Source organism: Pseudonocardia oceanicola (genome assembly GCF_047200735.1).
In the GTDB taxonomy this organism is placed as follows: domain Bacteria; phylum Actinomycetota; class Actinomycetes; order Mycobacteriales; family Pseudonocardiaceae; genus Pseudonocardia.
In genome coordinates this window covers 473,585-488,423 of the sequence record NZ_JBJZON010000001.1, presented here as the reverse complement: position 1 = coordinate 488,423, position 14,839 = coordinate 473,585, and the positions used below count along the sequence as shown (strand labels likewise).

Sequence of the window (14,839 nt, the reverse complement as noted above, 5' to 3'; positions counted from 1 at the left end):
CTAGGCCGGCACGGCAGTGGTCGGGACCGTCCCGAGCAGTTCGATGCCGTTGCGGGCGGCGACATCGAGGACCTGACCCATGCTCGGTTCGCCCTCGGCGGCCGCCGCCGCGGCGGCCCGCACGAACCCCTCGAACGCCGTCCCCGGGGCGTGCACGACGAAGGCCACTGCGCACGAGCCTTCGCGGTGGTGTCGACACGGCGTCGACGACCTCGATCGGCATCCGGTGCGCCGCTCCACGTCGGGGGCGCCGGCGTTGTCCACCAGGGTCAGTAGGACGCGCCGTCGGTCCGCGCGGCCGCCGAGTCGGATGGTCGGGTACGCGGGCTCCCCCTCCGGCGGCCCGCGTCCCGGGCCGCGGCGTCCTCCAGGATCACCGCGGAGGCGCTGGTGCCGAAGCGGGTGGCACCGAGCTCGTGCAGCGCGAGCAGGGTGTCCAGGTCCCGCACCCCGCCGGAGGCCTTGACCTGCACGGACGGGCCGACGGAGGCCCGCATGAGGGCGACGTGCTCGGCCGTCGCGCCGCCGCCGGCGAACCCGGTCGACGTCTTGACGAACGCCGCGCCCGCGGCCTCCGCCGCGCGGCACCCGGCCACGATCTCGTCGCCGGTGAGGAAGGCCGTCTCCAGGATGACCTTGACCAAACGCTCCCCCGCCGCCCCGACGACGGCGGCGATGTCGGCCCGGACGTCGTCGAGCAGGCCGCTGCGCAGCCGGCCGATGTTGAGCACCATGTCCAGCTCGACGGCACCCTCGGTGAGCGCCTGCCGGGCCTCGACCACCTTCGCCGTCGTCGACGTGGTGCCGTGCGGGAAGCCGAGGACGGTGCCGACCGCGACACCGCTGCCGGCCAGTGTGGACACCGCGTGGGCGACGTCGGACGGCCGCACGCACACGCTGAACACCCTGTGCCGCTCCGCCATCGCGAGGTCCGCGTCGACCTGTCCGCGGGTGAGCTCGGGCTTGAGGATCGCGTGGTCGATCATCGCGGCGATCGCGGCGGCGTCGAGGCTCATGCGCAGGGCTCCGGGACGGCTCGCGGGTCGGGGAGGGACGGGGACGACGCTACCGGAGGGCGGCGGTGAGGATCGGGTCTTGCCCGGCGGCGTGGCCGCTCGTACGTTGGGCGCCTGCGTGAAGGGCCGTCGAGACCACGATCGGCCCCTTCCCCCGGGAGGCCTCCGGATGCCGGACCCGACGGCGGGACGCGGGAGCCGCCTCCCGGCGGAACCGGTCCCGCGTTCCCTGCAGGACCGCCTCGTCGACGTGCTGCGCGACGTCCGGTATCCGGCGGAGCGCTGGGAGATCATCGCCGGCGCCACGACGCGGGGCGCCGACGCGCTGACGGCCTGCCACCTCGCTCGGCTGCCCTACCGTACCTACACCGACCTCGACGCCGTGCTCACCGGCGTGTTCGGCCGACGGCCGGTCACGCCGCCGGGACCGGTCGAGCCCGCCTGAGCGCGGCGGCCCCGGAGGCTCAGGCGCGAGCACGGCCGGTGGCGAGCGACCAGCCCAGTACCGCCACCGACCCCACCAGCAGGACCATCGCCAGCGGCACGTGCACGGCCATCACGCCGCCGCTGCCCAGCGCGGCCTGGACGAAGCTCACGGCGAACACGACGGCCGCCACGATCGGCGGCCACCACGGCCCCCTCGCCGAGCGGGCGACCAGGAAGGCGACGATGGCCGTCAGCCCGGTGAGCACGTGCACCACGATCGCGCCGGCGGAGTGCAGCGCCACGGCGGTCGCGCTGCGGGACAGGATCTCGCCGGCCGACACCCCCTGCAGGACGATCATCAGCGCGGCCAGCACGGCCAGGACGCGCAGCAGGGTCATGACCGCCGGGGAGACGGGGGACGCGGCGGGCGAGCGGGTCATGGTGCTCCTCTCGTCGGCCGGGCTCCCCGGCTCGGGTGCTACGGAAGGATGGGCGCACGGGAGCGCCCGCGCTCCCGATCGTGACCGTCCCGTGACCTTCCCGGGCCCCGGCCGTCGAGAAGGAGCTGAGGGCTCAGGTGTCGAACTTCTCCGCCCGGGACGGGGTGCCCTCGGCGGTGAGGTACTCTAGCGTGCGGGTGAGCTCGAGCAGCCGGGTGAGCCCGGGCTGCAGGTCGTCCAGCTGCAGCCGGGCCCCGGCCGCCCGCACGTGCCGGTGCGCCATGAGCAGCGCGGACAGGCCGTAGGAGTCGCAGAAGGCCACCTCGGCGCAGTGCAGGTGCACCGCGCCCAGGCCGGGGTGCGCTCCCAGGCCCTCGACGAGCACCCGGTTGATCTCGTCGGCGTGGTCGTGGTCGAGATCGCCCACGAGGGTGAGCCGGCCGGTCCGGCGCCCGACGACCGCCCAGGTGCAGGTGAGCCGTCGTCCCGCCGTCACGCGGACTCCCGCGTGCCCACGAGGGAGGCCGAGAGCCGGGCCTGCGCGCCCTCCAGCAGGGCCGTGGCCCGCGGGAAGTCCCGCAGCTCCTCCCCGAGCAGCTCGAGGGCGGGGACCAGGAAGGTCGCCGGCACCGACCGGGCCTCCAGGATCTCCGCGGTCCAGCGGAGGAAGCGGCCGAACAGCTCGTCGTCGCCGGTGTAGAGCGAGGTCGCCAGGAACTGCACGATGTGGTCGAGGTCCTCGGCGGTGTGCTGGCGCTGCTGGTCGGTGTAGCGCGCCATCACCGGCAGGCGCAGCTCCAGGCCCGTGTACATCGCCTTGACCAGCTGCGGCGCGGTCCGCGTGACCATCGTGTACTCCTGGTCCGCGAGATGCGGCAGGTCGTCGATGGCCTGGGTGCTGTTCTCCGGCCGCGGCAGTGGGCCCTCCCCCAGCCGGTCCGCCGCGGTGCGCGCGTCGGGCGCCCACGCCTCGGCCCCCAGGAGCCGGGCGTAGCGGCCATCCGAGCCGAAGGCGGCGCCGCCGGCGATCACCGGCACGCCGGTGGCCCGGCACGCCGTGATGGTCGCGTGCGCGGTGGGCAGCCGGGTCGCGATCGACCCCGAGAGGGCGACGGCCTCGGGACTGGTGCGGTGCAGGTGCTCCACCAGGTGCGGCGCGGGCACCTGGGCGCCGAGGTAGTCCACCGTGAACCCGCGCAGCCGCAGCACCTCGGCGAGCAGCCGGGCGGGCAGGGCGTGCCACTCCCCGTCGACACAGGCCACGGCGATCCGGCCGCGGTGCGGCTCGGTGCGCACCCGGTGCCCGATCGCGCCGATCACGCGCTCGTCGATCGCGGTCGCGGTGTGCTCCTGTGCGACGCTGATCCGGTTGGCCGCCCACTCGCGGCCGACCCTGCGCTGCACCGCGCCGACGACGTCGAGGAGCACGGCCTCCGGGTCGACGCCGGCGTCGAGCGCGCCCAGCACGACGTCGGTGGCGGCGTACTCGTCGCCCGCGATCGCGGCGGACCACAGCGCGTCGGTGTACTGCGGGAGGGACTCCTCGGGCCCGATCGGGGTTCGGGTCGTCGGATCGGTCATGCGGTGTACCTACCTCGTCCGTGCCCCCCGACCGCGGTCAGGTGCTGCCCGCGGGGAGCCGTGATCGCCAGGACGGCCATGTCGTCGTGCGTGCCGCGCCCGAGCCACTGCGACGCCAGCATCTGCACCCGCTCGACGACGGCCTCGGCCGGCATCCCGGCGCACTCGCCGAGCGCCCGGCGCAGGCGCTGCTCGCCGAACAGCTCGTCGCCGAAGGGACCGCCCTTCGCCTCGGTGATGCCGTCCGTGTACATCAGGCACGTCTCGCCCGGGCCGAGCGTCAGCTCGGCCGTGGTGGCCCGGACGTCGGGTATCGCACCGATGAGGGTGCCGCGCGTGGGGGCCTCCTCGACGTGCCCGTCGGCCCGCACGATCAGTGGGGCCGGGTGGCCGCCGCAGGTCAGCCGCAGCCGCACCCCGGCACCGTCCCGGGCGACGGAGGCGAGCACGAGCGTGGCGAACCGCGCGTCGTGGGTGTTCAGCAGCGCGCCGTTGAGCAGGCGCAGCATTCGCAGGTGGTCGTCGGCGAGCGGGAGCAGCGCGTGCAGGGTGCTGCGGATCTTCCCGGTGAGGACGGCGGCGTCGAGGCCCTTGCCACAGACGTCCCCGAGGACGACGAGCGACTCGGCGCCGTTCTCCCCGTCCTCCACGCTCGCCGGGTGCACGTCGTAGAAGTCCCCGCCGACGCGATCGCCGTCCTGCGAGGCGCGGTACCGGGCGGCGAACTCCACGCCGGGGAGCTGGTGCACCGTGGGGGGCAACAGGTCCCGCATCAGCGTCTCGGTGATCGACGCCTGCTGGTCGTACATCCGGGCGGCGGACATGGCCACGCCGGCGCGGGTGGCGAACAGCCGCGCGACGACCTCCTCCTCCTCGCTGAACTCGGCGGCTCCGGCACCGCGCACGAGGATCAGCGCACCGGCCGGCACGCCGTGCCCAGGCAGCGGGGTGACGACGATCGAGCCGACCTCGCCGAACCCGGTCGGTCGCAGCCACTCCGGGACCGACATCGGGTCGAGCCAGCGCGAGGGCACGGGCGGGAAGCCCTGCAGCGCCTCGGCCAGGCCGGGGACCTCCTCGGCGTCGACGTCGAGCACGTCGTGCACGATCTCGCCGCCGCGCAGGACGGTCACCGTGGGGTACCGGCCGCCGCGGGCGGGGGCCATGACGATCGCGGCGTCGCAGAGGTTCTCGGTCGCCAGCGCGACCGTGGTCTCCATGCACCGCTGCAGGTTCAGCGACCCGAGCAGCGCGGTGGAGACCTCGGTGAGGAAGGCCGTGCGGGCCTGCTCGGTGCGCAGGGCCTCGCGGGCGAGCCGGGTGTCGGTGTCGTCGACGAGCCACCAGGTGACCGTGCCGTCGTCGTGCCGCACGGGGTGGCCCTCGAGGCTGCGCCGGTCGACCCAGCCCTGCGCGGCGCCGCCGGGTCCCGGGGTGCCGGCGAGCGTCGCGTGGGACTCGGCCAGCCAGCCGGGGGCGGTCGCAGTGAGGGACTCGCCGACGCGCACGCCGGGCAGCAGCGCGCGCGCAGCCCGGTTGAGGGCCTGGACGATCCCGGCGGCGTCCGCCACCACGGCCGGGTGGGGTGCGGTGTCGATCCTCGTGTCGATCTCCAGGAGAGTCGCACCAGTGGCGTGCTCGGGGTCTGTCACAGGCACGGGACGCCGGCACGCCCCTTCTCACCTCGAATCCGTCGTGGTCGGCCCGGTCAGTGTCGCCTACTGCTGCGGGATCTGTCCAAAGGACACCGACTCCGGACAACGGCGGTCGTGTCGCGGGAATTCCCGGGTCAGCCCGGCTCGGGCGCCATCAGCGCCCACACCACCTTGCCCTCGCCACGGTCGACGACGGCCCACTCCTCGGCCAGCGAGGCGACCAGCTGCAGCCCGCGGCCGCGGGCGGCGCCAGGATCGTGCGGCCGGAGGACGGGCGGGAGCGGTGAGCGGTCCGCCACGGCGATCCGCACGCCCCTCCGGTCGAACGTCACGGTGAGCGTGAACGGGGTCCCGGCGTGCTCGACGGCGTTGGCGACCAGCTCGTTCACCACCAGCGCGACGTCCTCCGGGTCCCCCGGGTACGCCCACGCCGCCAGGCGCCGGTCCACCGCCCGCCGCGCGCGGCCCACGACCTCCCGTTCGGGCGGGAGGACCCAGGTCGCGTCGACGACGGCCGGACGTCGTTCGGCCCGGTCGAGCGCGAGGTCGACGCCGTGCGCGACGGCGACCCGGTCGGACACCCCGGCCGCCCGGAGCATCCGCCGGAGCTGGTCGTCGCGGGCCACCAGGGCCAGCCGCGCCTCGGGCCACCCGCCGGCGTCCCGGGCCGCCCGGGCGAGCACGGCGAGCAGGCTGAGCCGCTCGACCCGCAGGTCGTCGAGGTCGACGACCACCCGGTCGAAGCCCTGCAACAGGCGCGCGAGATGGCTCGCCGCGTCGGGCGCGGTCTCGGGGACCAGCCGCCCCACCAGGTGCACGCGCGCCGTCCCGCCCTCCGCCGCCGTGATGGCACGCAGCGGCGAGGACCTGTCGCTGTACTCGGGAACGGTCACCCCGGCGCCTCCCCCTTCCCCTCGCCCACCCGGGTACTCGTACACCCCACCGCGGGTGCTACCTCCCCGGTGGCCCCGGCGTGCCCGATCCGCACGACGACCACTCCGGCGTCGTCGGGCGAGCGGCCGTCCGAGCGGGACCGGGCGGCCCCCAGCAGCGCCTCGGCGGTCTCCTGCGGTCCGGTGTCGGGCGGCAGGCCGCCGAGCACGGCGGCCAGCCCGGACCCGTCGAACTGGTCCGGGTCGCCGACCCGGTGCGCCTCGGTCACGCCGTCGGTGTAGAGCACCAGGTCGTCGCCGGGGCGCAGCTCCAGCCGCTGCCGGCCGACGGGGGCGCCGGGGGCCAGACCCAGGATCATGCCGCCGCCCGCGAGGGGCTCCACCCCGCCGGCGGCGCGTCGCACCAGGCCCGGCGGGTGGCCGCCGCGACGTCGACCCGCCAGCCACAGCCCGCGACGGGGCGATGGAACCGGGCGTACACCGCCGACACGAAGCCGATGCGGTCGCCGAACAGGGCCTCGGCGAACCAGCCCCGCAGGACCTCGTCGACCGTGCGCAGCACGCCCGTGCCGTCCGCGTACGTGGGCTCGCCGAGCGCGGCCGTGCGCACGGCGGAGCGGGCCGGCGCCGTGGTCCGGGCGGCCACGGCGCCCTTCCCGCAGACGTCCCCGACGACGAGCCCGAACCCGCCCCCGAGGGGCACGAGGTCGTAGAAGTCCCCCATCACCTCCACGTCGGTCCCGCCCGGCTCGAACCGTGCACCGACCGTCACACCGGGCACCACGGGCGGGTGCAAGGGCACCAGACCGGCCTGCAGGGTGCGGGCCAGCTCCGCGGCCTCCGCCGCGGAGCGCTCGGCCGCCTCGGTGGCCCGGGCGGCGTCCCGCAGGGCGAGCCGCAGCGCGATCTCGCCCCGGCCGCCCGGGCCAGGCCGCGCAGGGCGGCCCGCTCCTCGTCCGTCCACCGCCGGGCGACCCGGTCCATGGCGCAGAAGTTGCCGATCACGTAACCGTCGGGATCGAGGACGGGCAGCCCGAGCCAGGCCGCGGCCTCGAACTCCTTGATCTGCGGCAGGTCCCGCAGCCGCGGCTCCCGCGAGACGTCCGGGGCGCAGATCCCGTCCGCCGCGTCGATCACCACGTGGCAGGCGGCGTCGTGGACCGGGACCTCGTAGGTGCCCTCGGGCCCGGTGAGCGCCTCCGGGTGCGGCGGGCCCTTGAGGACGGAGCGGACGTCGTCGACCACGGTGAGGGCGACCATCGAGGTGCCCATCAGGGCCGACGCGAGCCTGCGTCGCGCGACCGCACCGGACTGAACGGTGCTCGGGTTCCACAGATCCTGCCGATGCTAATCGCCCCCGCGCGCGTCCACCCCCCGGTCGGCGCCGTCCTGTCCGAGCAGCGGCCGGAAGGTGAGCGCGAGATGGAGGGTGAGCCGGTCCCGCCCGTCGGCCAGGTCCAGACCCGTGAGCTCGGTGATCCGCCCGAGCCGGTAGTACAGCGTCTGCCGGTGGATCGCGAGCGCCCCGGCGGTCCGCCGCGCGTTGCCGGCCAGATCCAGGTAGGTCGCGGCGGTCGCGGCGAGCACGGGGTGGTCCAGGAGCGGGCGCACGGCGGGGTCGATCGTGCCCTCGCGCAGCGCAGGGCGCGGGCCGCAGCCGAGCAACCGGTAGGGCCCGAGGGCGTCCCACCGCGCGACCGGGCGCAGCCGCGGCACCTCGTGCGCGACCCGGGCCGCCAGCCGCGCCTCGCGGACGCTGTCCCGCAGCCCCACGAGATCCGCCCGTTCCCCGCCGATCCCGGCGACGAGCCGGGCGGGGTCGGCGCCGTCGAGCCGCTCGGCGTAGAGGTGGCGGGCGGCGTCGGCGAGGTGGTCCGCGCCGGCCGACGGGGTCAGCAGCAGCACGGTGGGGTCGGCGGGATCGTCGGCGGCGGTGGCGAGGGCGGCCCGGGGCAGCCGCCAGAGGTTGAGCGGGGGCACGGGCCCGCCACCGGCGAGGTGCAGCGCGATCGCGCGCACCGGGGCGTCCCGGGCCAGGGCGCCGAGCCGGTCGATCTCGGCGGCCGCGATCTCGGCCGTCGCCGGGTCGCCGGAGAGCAGGTCGTGGGCCCGTTCGGCGAGGTGCTCGCGGGTACGGGCCTGCCCGGCCATGAGCGTGCCGGCGCGGGCGGCGTGCCGCATGACGCGGTCGAGCCGCTCGTCGGCCTCGGGCCCGGCCAGCCGGCCCGTGGCGTCGAGCACCCAGACGTAGCCGTAGGTCACCCCGTTCCACCGCGCCGGCAGGCACACCCGCGCGACCACGCCGAAGCCCGGGTCGGCGGGGGTCCGCACCGGGCGCTCGCTGGTCGCGATGCCGAAGCGCTCGAACCAGTCCTGCACCTCGGGGCCGGAGCGGCGGTGCAGGATCGACCGCTGCCGGACCGGGTCCAGCTCGTCCGGGTGGGCCCCGTAGCAGACGAGGTTGAAGTCCCGGTCCTCCAGGACGACGGGCTCACCCAGCACGCGGGAGACCTCGTCCACGAGCTCCTGCAGCTCCATCGGACAAGTGTATGAGCAACGGCGTCGGAGCTTCCGACGATCGTCCATGGGCCGCGGAACGGGAACTGCCTACCGTGGTCCCACACCGGTGCCCGTGGTCCCGCCGCCGCATCGGAGGCCGGAAGGGAGACCTGCCGTGTTCAGCTCGTCCGTCCTCGCCGTCAGCCGCCGTCCCCTCGTCCGCCGCCTCGTGACGGGGGCGACCGCCGCGCGCCGGGTCGTCGACCGGTTCGTGGCCGGCGACACGCTCGACGCGGCCCTCGCCGCCACGGCCGACCTCACGGCCGACGGCCTGCTCGTCACTCTCGACCACCTGGGCGAGCACACCACCGACGCCGGCCGGGCCGTCGCCATCCGGGACGCCTACGTCGCCGCGCTCGACGGCCTCGCCGCACGGGGCCTGGCCGCCCGCGCCGAGGTGTCGGTGAAGCTCTCGGCCCTCGGCGCGGCCCTGCCCGGCACCCTCGCCCTGGACAACGCCGCCGCCATCTGCGCCGCCGCCGACCGCGCCGGCACCACGGTCACCGTCGACATGGAGGACCACACGACGGTCGACGCCACGCTCGAGACGGTCGGCAAGCTGCGCGCCGAGCACCCGTGGGTGGGCGCCGTCGTCCAGGCCGCGCTGCGCCGGACCGAGGCGGACTGCGCCGACCTCGCCCGGGAGGGCTCGCGGGTCCGCCTGGTCAAGGGCGCCTACGCCGAGCCCGCCTCCGTCGCCTATCCGGCGAGGGTCGAGGTCGACGCGTCGTACGAGCGCTGCCTGCGCCTGCTCATGGCGGGTCCCGGCCACCCGATGGTCGCCACCCACGACCCCCGCCTGATCGCACTGGCCGAGGGCATCGGCCGCGATCCCGCGACCTTCGAGTTCCAGATGCTCTACGGCGTCCGGGTCCCCGAGCAGCACCGGCTCGCCGCGGCGGGACACCGGATGCGCGTCTACGTCCCCTACGGCGCCGACTGGTACGGCTACTTCGCCCGTCGCCTCGCCGAACGCCCCGCGAACCTGGGCTTCCTGCTCCGCGCCCTCGTCACCCGCTGATCCGTCGCCCGAGGAGTCGACCATGGATGCGATCACCGCCGTCCCCGAGCCGGCCAACGAGCCGGTGCACACCTACGCCCCCGGCTCGCCCGGACGCGCGTCGCTCGAGGGGACGCTCGCCGAGCTGCGCGGGCAGCGCCCCGAGCTGCCGATGACGATCGCCGGGAAGCGCCGGATGGCCTCCGGCGAGCGGTTCGACGTCGTCGAGCCGCACCGGCACCGCTCGGTGATCGGGTTGTCGGCCAACGCCACCGACGCCGACGTGGCCGAGGCCGTCGCCGCCGCGAAGACCGCCGCCCCGGCGTGGGCGGCCCTGCCCTTCGACGAGCGCGCCGCCGTCCTGCTGCGCGCGGCCGACCTGCTCGCCGGGCCCTGGCGCGACACCCTCAACGCCGCCACGATGCTCGGCCAGTCCAAGTCCGTACAGCAGGCCGAGATCGACGCCGCGTGCGAGCTGATCGACTTCCTGCGGTTCAACGTCCACTACGCCCGCCGCGTGCTCGCCGAGCAGCCGCGCAGCGTCCCCGGCGAGTGGAACCGGATGGACCACCGCCCGCTCGACGGGTTCGTCGTGGCCATCACGCCGTTCAACTTCACCGCCATCGCCGGCAACCTGCCGACCGTGCCCGCACTGATGGGCAACACGGTCGTCTGGAAGCCCACGCCGACCCAGCAGCTCGCCGCCGAGTACACGATGCGGCTGCTCGAGGCCGCGGGCATGCCACCCGGGGTGATCAACCTGGTGACCGGTGACGGGCTCGCCGTCTCCCGGGTCGCGCTCACCGACCCGGGGTTCGCGGGCCTGCACTTCACCGGCTCCACCGCCACCTTCACGACGCTGTGGCGCACGCTGGCCGACAACCTCGACCGCTACCGCAGCTACCCGCGGATCGTCGGGGAGACCGGCGGCAAGGACTTCGTGGTCGTCCACCCCTCGGCCGACCCGGCGCCGCTGACCACCGCGCTGGTCCGGGGCGCGTTCGAGTACCAGGGCCAGAAGTGCTCCGCGGCCTCCCGCGCCTACGTGCCGCGCTCGCTGTGGCCGGCGCTGCGCGACGAGCTCGCCGAGGTCACCGCCTCGCTGACCTACGGCGACGTCACCGACCTGCGCCACTTCGGCGGGGCGCTGATCGACGCCCGCGCCTTCGGCCGGGTCCGCGGCGCGCTGGACCGGGCGAAGAACACCGCCTCGCTCGACGTCCTGGTCGGCGGGGGCAGCGACGACGCCGAGGGCTGGTTCGTCGACCCCACCGTGCTGGTCGGCACCGACCCCGGCGACGAGGCCTTCACGACCGAGTACTTCGGGCCCGTCCTGGCCGTGCACGTCTACGACGACGCCGAGTGGGAGCCGACGCTCGAGCTCGTGGACCGCACCAGCGCCTACGCCCTCACCGGCGCCGTGTTCGCCACCGAACGCTCGGCCATCGACCACGCGCACCGGGTGCTCCGGCACGCCGCCGGGAACTTCTACGTCAACGACCGCCCCACCGGCTCGATCGTGTCCCGCCAGCCCTTCGGCGGCAGCCGGGGGTCCGGCACCAACGACAAGGCGGGCTCGATGCTCAACGTCCAGCGCTGGACCAGCCCGAGGGCGATCAAGGAGACCCTCGTGCCCCCGACGACACACACCTACCCGCACATGCACTGACGCACTATGGAACCATAACGCGCTCAGGGCCGCCGATATCGCGCGTTATGGAACCATAATGCGCTCGATCTGGGCCTCACCTCGCGTTGTGGTTCCATGATGCGTCTCAGTCGAGGCCGCCGCGCTTGACGAGCTGGGCGGCGATGACGTTGCGCTGGATCTCGTTGGTGCCCTCACCGACGATCATCAGCGGCGCGTCCCGGAAGTAGCGCTCGACGTCGAACTCGGTCGAGTAGCCGTAGCCGCCGTGGATCCGCACGGCGTTGAGCGCCACCTCCATCGCGACCTCGGAGGTGAACAGCTTCGCCATCCCCGCCTCCATGTCGCAGCGCTGCCCGGACTCGAACTTCTCCGCCGCGTAGAGGATCAGCTGGCGGGCCGCCGTCACCTTGGTCGCCATGTCCGCCAGGTAGTTCCCGACCGACTGGTGCTGCCAGATCGGCTTGCCGAAGCTCTCCCGCTCCTGGGCGTAGCGCAGCGCGTCCTCCAGCGCCGCCTGCCCCACACCGAGCGCGCGGGACGCGACCTGGATCCGGCCCGTCTCCAGGCCCTTCATCATCTGCGCGAAGCCCTTGCCCGGTTCCCCGCCGAGCACGGCGTCGGCGGGCACCCGCATGTCGTCGAAGATCAGCTCACAGGACTCGACACCCTTGTAGCCCAGCTTGGGCAGGTCCTTGCTCACGGTGAGCCCGGGGCCGTGCTCCACCAGCAGCACCGAGATCCCCTTGTGCTTCGGCTCGGCCGCCGGGTCGGTCTTGCACAGCAGCGCGATCAGCCCGGACCGGCGGGCGTTGGAGATCCACGTCTTCGAGCCGTTGATCACGTACTCGTCGCCGTCGAGCCTGGCCTGCGTGGCCATGTTCTGCAGGTCCGAGCCGCCGCCCGGCTCGGTGAGCGCCATCGTGGCCCGCAGTTCGCCGGTCGCCATCCGCGGCAGGTACCGGTCCTTCTGCTCCTGCGTGCCGAAGGCCAGCAGCAGCTTCGCGACGACCGTGTGCCCGCCCATCGCTCCGGCGAGGCTCATCCACCCGCGGGCCAGTTCGGCGGTGACGAGCGCGTAGCAGGGCATCGACACCGGGGCCTCCCCCCAGGGCTCGGGGATCGCCAGCCCGAAGATGCCGAGCTCCTTCATCTGCTCGACGAGCTTCTCGGGGTAGGTGTTCTCGTGCTCGAGCTCCCGGACGACGGGCTTGACCTCGCGGTCGACCCAATCCCGGACCGTCTCGACGACCGCCCGCTCTTCGGTGCTCAACGTGTTCATGCTCGGACCCCTCGTCGCGCCTCTCAGGATTCTGCAGAATATAGAACTTGTGCTCGCGGTCCGGCAGACCCGCACCGGCGTGAGACCGTCCACCCTGCCCCGGCCGGCCCTCGACCGCGCGGCCCGGAACCGCGATCGAGGCGGCGGTCTGGCGGCCGGAGGGGCCCGTGCCCGAACCCAGGCGGTCCTCGCCCCCTGACCGAGAGCGCCGTGTTCCTCACGCTCATGGTCGAGCGCGGGGGCGAGGCCGCGGGCGCGCGTGGTCGACGAGGTGCAGGGCTCCCGGTACTTCGACGGGGGCGACCTGCGCACGCCGGGTCGACCCACCGAGCGGGACGCCAGAGCTGCCCGACCATGATCGAACAGCCCCGAGGTCCCGCTCGCTCACTCGGTCGCGGTCGCCCCGGCGAACTGGGCCTGGTGGAGCCGGTGGTAGGCGCCGCCCGCGGCGAGCAGCTCCTCGTGCGTACCCTGCTCGACGATCGAGCCCTCCTCCAAGACCAGGATGAGGTCCGCGTCCCGGATCGTGGAGAGCCGGTGGGCGATCACGAAGCTGGTGCGCTCGGCGCGCAGGGCCGCCATCGCCCGCTGCAGCAGCAGCTCGGTGCGGGTGTCGACGGAGCTGGTGGCCTCGTCGAGGATCAGCAGCGAGGGGTCGGCGAGGAAGGCGCGGGCGATCGTGATCAGCTGCTTCTCCCCCGCGCTGACCCCGGTGCCCTCCTCGTCGATCACCGTGTCGTAGCCCGCGGGCAGGCTGCGGACGAACCGGTCGACATAGGTCGCCCGGGCCGCCGCGAGGATCTCCTCCTCCGACGCGCCCGGGCGGCCGTAGGCGATGTTGTCCCGGATCGTGCCGTGGAAGAGCCACGTGTCCTGCAGGACCATGCCGATCCCGGAGCGCAGGTCGGAGCGCGCCATCCGGGCGATGTCCACGCCGTCGAGCGTGATCCGGCCGGCGTCGAGCTCGTAGAACCGCAGCACCAGGTTGACCAGCGTGGTCTTGCCCGCACCGGTCGGCCCGACGATCGCGACGGTCTGGCCCGGCTCGGCGACCAGCGAGAGGTCGGTGATCAGCGGCCGGTCGGGCTCGTAGCGGAACGAGACGTGTTCGAACGCGACCCGGCCGCGACGCGTGGTGCGCACCTGCGGCGCCGCCGGCTCCGGGGTCTGCTCCTCGGCGTCGAGCAGCTCGAACACCCGCTCCGCCGAGGCCACCCCGGACTGCAGCAGGTTCGCCATCGACGCCGCCTGGGTGAGGGGCTGGGTGAACTGCCGGGAGTACTGGACGAACGCCTGGACCTCGCCGAGCGTGAGCGAGCCCGAGGCCACCCGCAGCCCGCCGATCACCGCCACGAGCACGTAGTTCAGGTTCCCGACGAACATCATCGACGGCATGATGATCCCGGAGATGAACTGGGCCCGGAAGCTCGCGCCGAACAGCTCCTCGTTCTTCTCCCCGAACTGCGCCTCGACCTCGGCCCGCCGACCGAACACCCGCACCAGCTCGTGCCCGGTGAAGGCCTCCTCGATGTGCCCGTTCAGGATGCCGGTGTTGCGCCACTGCGCCACGAACTGCTTCTGCGAGCGCCGCCCGATCGCCCGGGTCAGTCCGATCGACACCGGCACGGTGATCAGCGCGATCAGGGCGAGCAACGGCGAGATCAGGATCATCATCGCCAGCACGCCCACGATCGTGAGCAGCGAGGTCACCAGCTGGCTCAGCGTCTGCTGCAGTGACTGCTGGACGTTGTCGATGTCGTTCGTGACACGACTGAGCACCTCGCCGCGCTGCCGGCCGTCGAAATACCGCAACGGCAGCCGGTGGATCTTGTCCTCGACCTCGCGGCGCAGCTGGAACACCGTGCGCTGCACGATCCCGTTGAGCAGGTAGCCCTGCGCGTAGGAGAACACCGACGCCGCCAGGTAGATCGCGATCACGCCGAGCAGCACGAGGCCGAGCGCCCGGAAGTCGATCCCCTGCCCCGGTACCACGCCCTGGGTCTCGATCAGCGTGGCGGTGGTGTCGTTCCCCGCCGCGCGCGCCCGCGCGGCCGCTTCCGCCGCGGTGAGCCCGGCGGGCAGCTGCGCGCCGATCACCCCGGCGAAGATCACGTCCGTGGCGTGGCCGAGGATCCGCGGGCCGATCACGTTCAGCGCCACGCTGATCACGCCGAGCGCCATGACGACGAGCACGCCCAGCCGGTCGGGCGCGAGCCGACCGATCAGGCGGCGGGCGGAGGGACCGAAGGTGGCGGCCTTCTCCGTGGGCTGGCCGATGCCGCCCCACGGCGGTCCGCCGCCCCGGCGCTGGGCGGCCATCCCGCGCGCGGCGGAGACGC

The 14,839-nt window shown here is 74.3% G+C and carries 16 protein-coding genes; 3 read left to right on the top strand and 13 right to left on the bottom strand.

What is annotated here, in order from left to right; translation table 11 throughout:
• Both ACL02T_RS02275 and deoC read right to left on the bottom strand, forming a co-directional pair.
• Entirely contained in the window at positions 1-168 is a 168-nt protein-coding gene (locus ACL02T_RS02275) for a hypothetical protein (RefSeq protein WP_412828929.1), read from the bottom strand.
• A gap of 101 nt (positions 169-269) precedes the next feature.
• Entirely contained in the window at positions 270-1,016 is a 747-nt protein-coding gene (deoC, locus tag ACL02T_RS02270; protein WP_412828928.1) for a deoxyribose-phosphate aldolase, read from the bottom strand.
• A 169-nt stretch (positions 1,017-1,185) separates the two neighbouring features.
• Here deoC and ACL02T_RS02265 point away from each other — a divergent pair, with 169 nt between their 5' ends.
• A complete protein-coding gene (locus ACL02T_RS02265; protein ID WP_412828927.1) occupies positions 1,186-1,461 on the top strand; it encodes a DUF2795 domain-containing protein in 276 nt (91 codons plus the stop codon).
• A 19-nt stretch (positions 1,462-1,480) separates the two neighbouring features.
• Here the strand turns inward: ACL02T_RS02265 and ACL02T_RS02260 are convergent, their stop codons facing one another.
• The 9 genes from ACL02T_RS02260 to ACL02T_RS02220 all read right to left on the bottom strand — a co-directional run bounded on the left by ACL02T_RS02260 (position 1,481) and on the right by ACL02T_RS02220 (position 8,549).
• Positions 1,481-1,882 (bottom strand): hypothetical protein, encoded by a 402-nt coding sequence (locus tag ACL02T_RS02260; RefSeq protein WP_412828926.1) that lies wholly within the window; start codon positions 1,880-1,882, stop codon positions 1,481-1,483.
• Between the two features lie 133 nt (positions 1,883-2,015).
• Entirely contained in the window at positions 2,016-2,378 is a 363-nt protein-coding gene (locus tag ACL02T_RS02255; protein WP_412828925.1) for an STAS domain-containing protein, read from the bottom strand.
• The gene (locus ACL02T_RS02250; RefSeq protein ID WP_412828924.1) at positions 2,375-3,463 is read right to left on the bottom strand and encodes a cobalamin B12-binding domain-containing protein; all 1,089 of its coding nucleotides are present in this window, start codon (positions 3,461-3,463) and stop codon (positions 2,375-2,377) included. Before ACL02T_RS02250 ends, ACL02T_RS02255 begins: the two co-directional genes overlap by 4 nt.
• The gene (locus ACL02T_RS02245; protein ID WP_412828923.1) at positions 3,460-5,121 is read right to left on the bottom strand and encodes a PP2C family protein-serine/threonine phosphatase; all 1,662 of its coding nucleotides are present in this window, start codon (positions 5,119-5,121) and stop codon (positions 3,460-3,462) included. Before ACL02T_RS02245 ends, ACL02T_RS02250 begins: the two co-directional genes overlap by 4 nt.
• Before the next feature lie 131 nt (positions 5,122-5,252).
• Entirely contained in the window at positions 5,253-6,011 is a 759-nt protein-coding gene (locus tag ACL02T_RS02240) for an ATP-binding protein (RefSeq protein ID WP_412828922.1), read from the bottom strand.
• Positions 6,008-6,394 (bottom strand): SpoIIE family protein phosphatase, encoded by a 387-nt coding sequence (locus ACL02T_RS02235; RefSeq protein ID WP_412828921.1) that lies wholly within the window; start codon positions 6,392-6,394, stop codon positions 6,008-6,010. The genes ACL02T_RS02240 and ACL02T_RS02235 overlap by 4 nt, the downstream gene beginning before the upstream one ends.
• Complete coding sequence (locus ACL02T_RS02230) at positions 6,367-6,783, bottom strand: SpoIIE family protein phosphatase (protein ID WP_412828920.1); 417 nt, start codon at positions 6,781-6,783, stop codon at positions 6,367-6,369. The genes ACL02T_RS02235 and ACL02T_RS02230 overlap by 28 nt, the downstream gene beginning before the upstream one ends.
• Positions 6,780-7,286: a GAF domain-containing protein gene (locus ACL02T_RS02225; protein WP_412829322.1), complete on the bottom strand. Its 507-nt coding sequence runs from the start codon at positions 7,284-7,286 to the stop codon at positions 6,780-6,782. Before ACL02T_RS02225 ends, ACL02T_RS02230 begins: the two co-directional genes overlap by 4 nt.
• 72 nt (positions 7,287-7,358) lie before the next feature.
• Positions 7,359-8,549 (bottom strand): PucR family transcriptional regulator, encoded by a 1,191-nt coding sequence (locus tag ACL02T_RS02220; RefSeq protein WP_412828919.1) that lies wholly within the window; start codon positions 8,547-8,549, stop codon positions 7,359-7,361.
• A 136-nt stretch (positions 8,550-8,685) separates the two neighbouring features.
• On the opposite strand from ACL02T_RS02220, the gene ACL02T_RS02215 reads away from it, so the two are divergent.
• Both ACL02T_RS02215 and pruA read left to right on the top strand, forming a co-directional pair.
• Positions 8,686-9,591 (top strand): proline dehydrogenase family protein, encoded by a 906-nt coding sequence (locus ACL02T_RS02215; protein WP_412828918.1) that lies wholly within the window; start codon positions 8,686-8,688, stop codon positions 9,589-9,591.
• Between the two features lie 22 nt (positions 9,592-9,613).
• A complete protein-coding gene (gene pruA, locus ACL02T_RS02210; RefSeq protein ID WP_412828917.1) occupies positions 9,614-11,239 on the top strand; it encodes an L-glutamate gamma-semialdehyde dehydrogenase in 1,626 nt (541 codons plus the stop codon).
• Between the two features lie 106 nt (positions 11,240-11,345).
• Here pruA and ACL02T_RS02205 read toward each other — a convergent pair whose 3' ends face one another.
• Both ACL02T_RS02205 and ACL02T_RS02200 read right to left on the bottom strand, forming a co-directional pair.
• Positions 11,346-12,500 carry an acyl-CoA dehydrogenase family protein gene (locus tag ACL02T_RS02205; RefSeq protein WP_412828916.1) on the bottom strand — a complete coding sequence of 385 codons (1,155 nt, stop codon included), beginning with the start codon at positions 12,498-12,500 and terminating at the stop codon, positions 11,346-11,348.
• A gap of 384 nt (positions 12,501-12,884) precedes the next feature.
• Positions 12,885-14,819, bottom strand: a complete 1,935-nt coding sequence (locus ACL02T_RS02200) for an ABC transporter ATP-binding protein (protein ID WP_412829321.1) — start codon at positions 14,817-14,819, stop codon at positions 12,885-12,887.
• Positions 14,820-14,839: the final 20 nt, after the last annotated feature.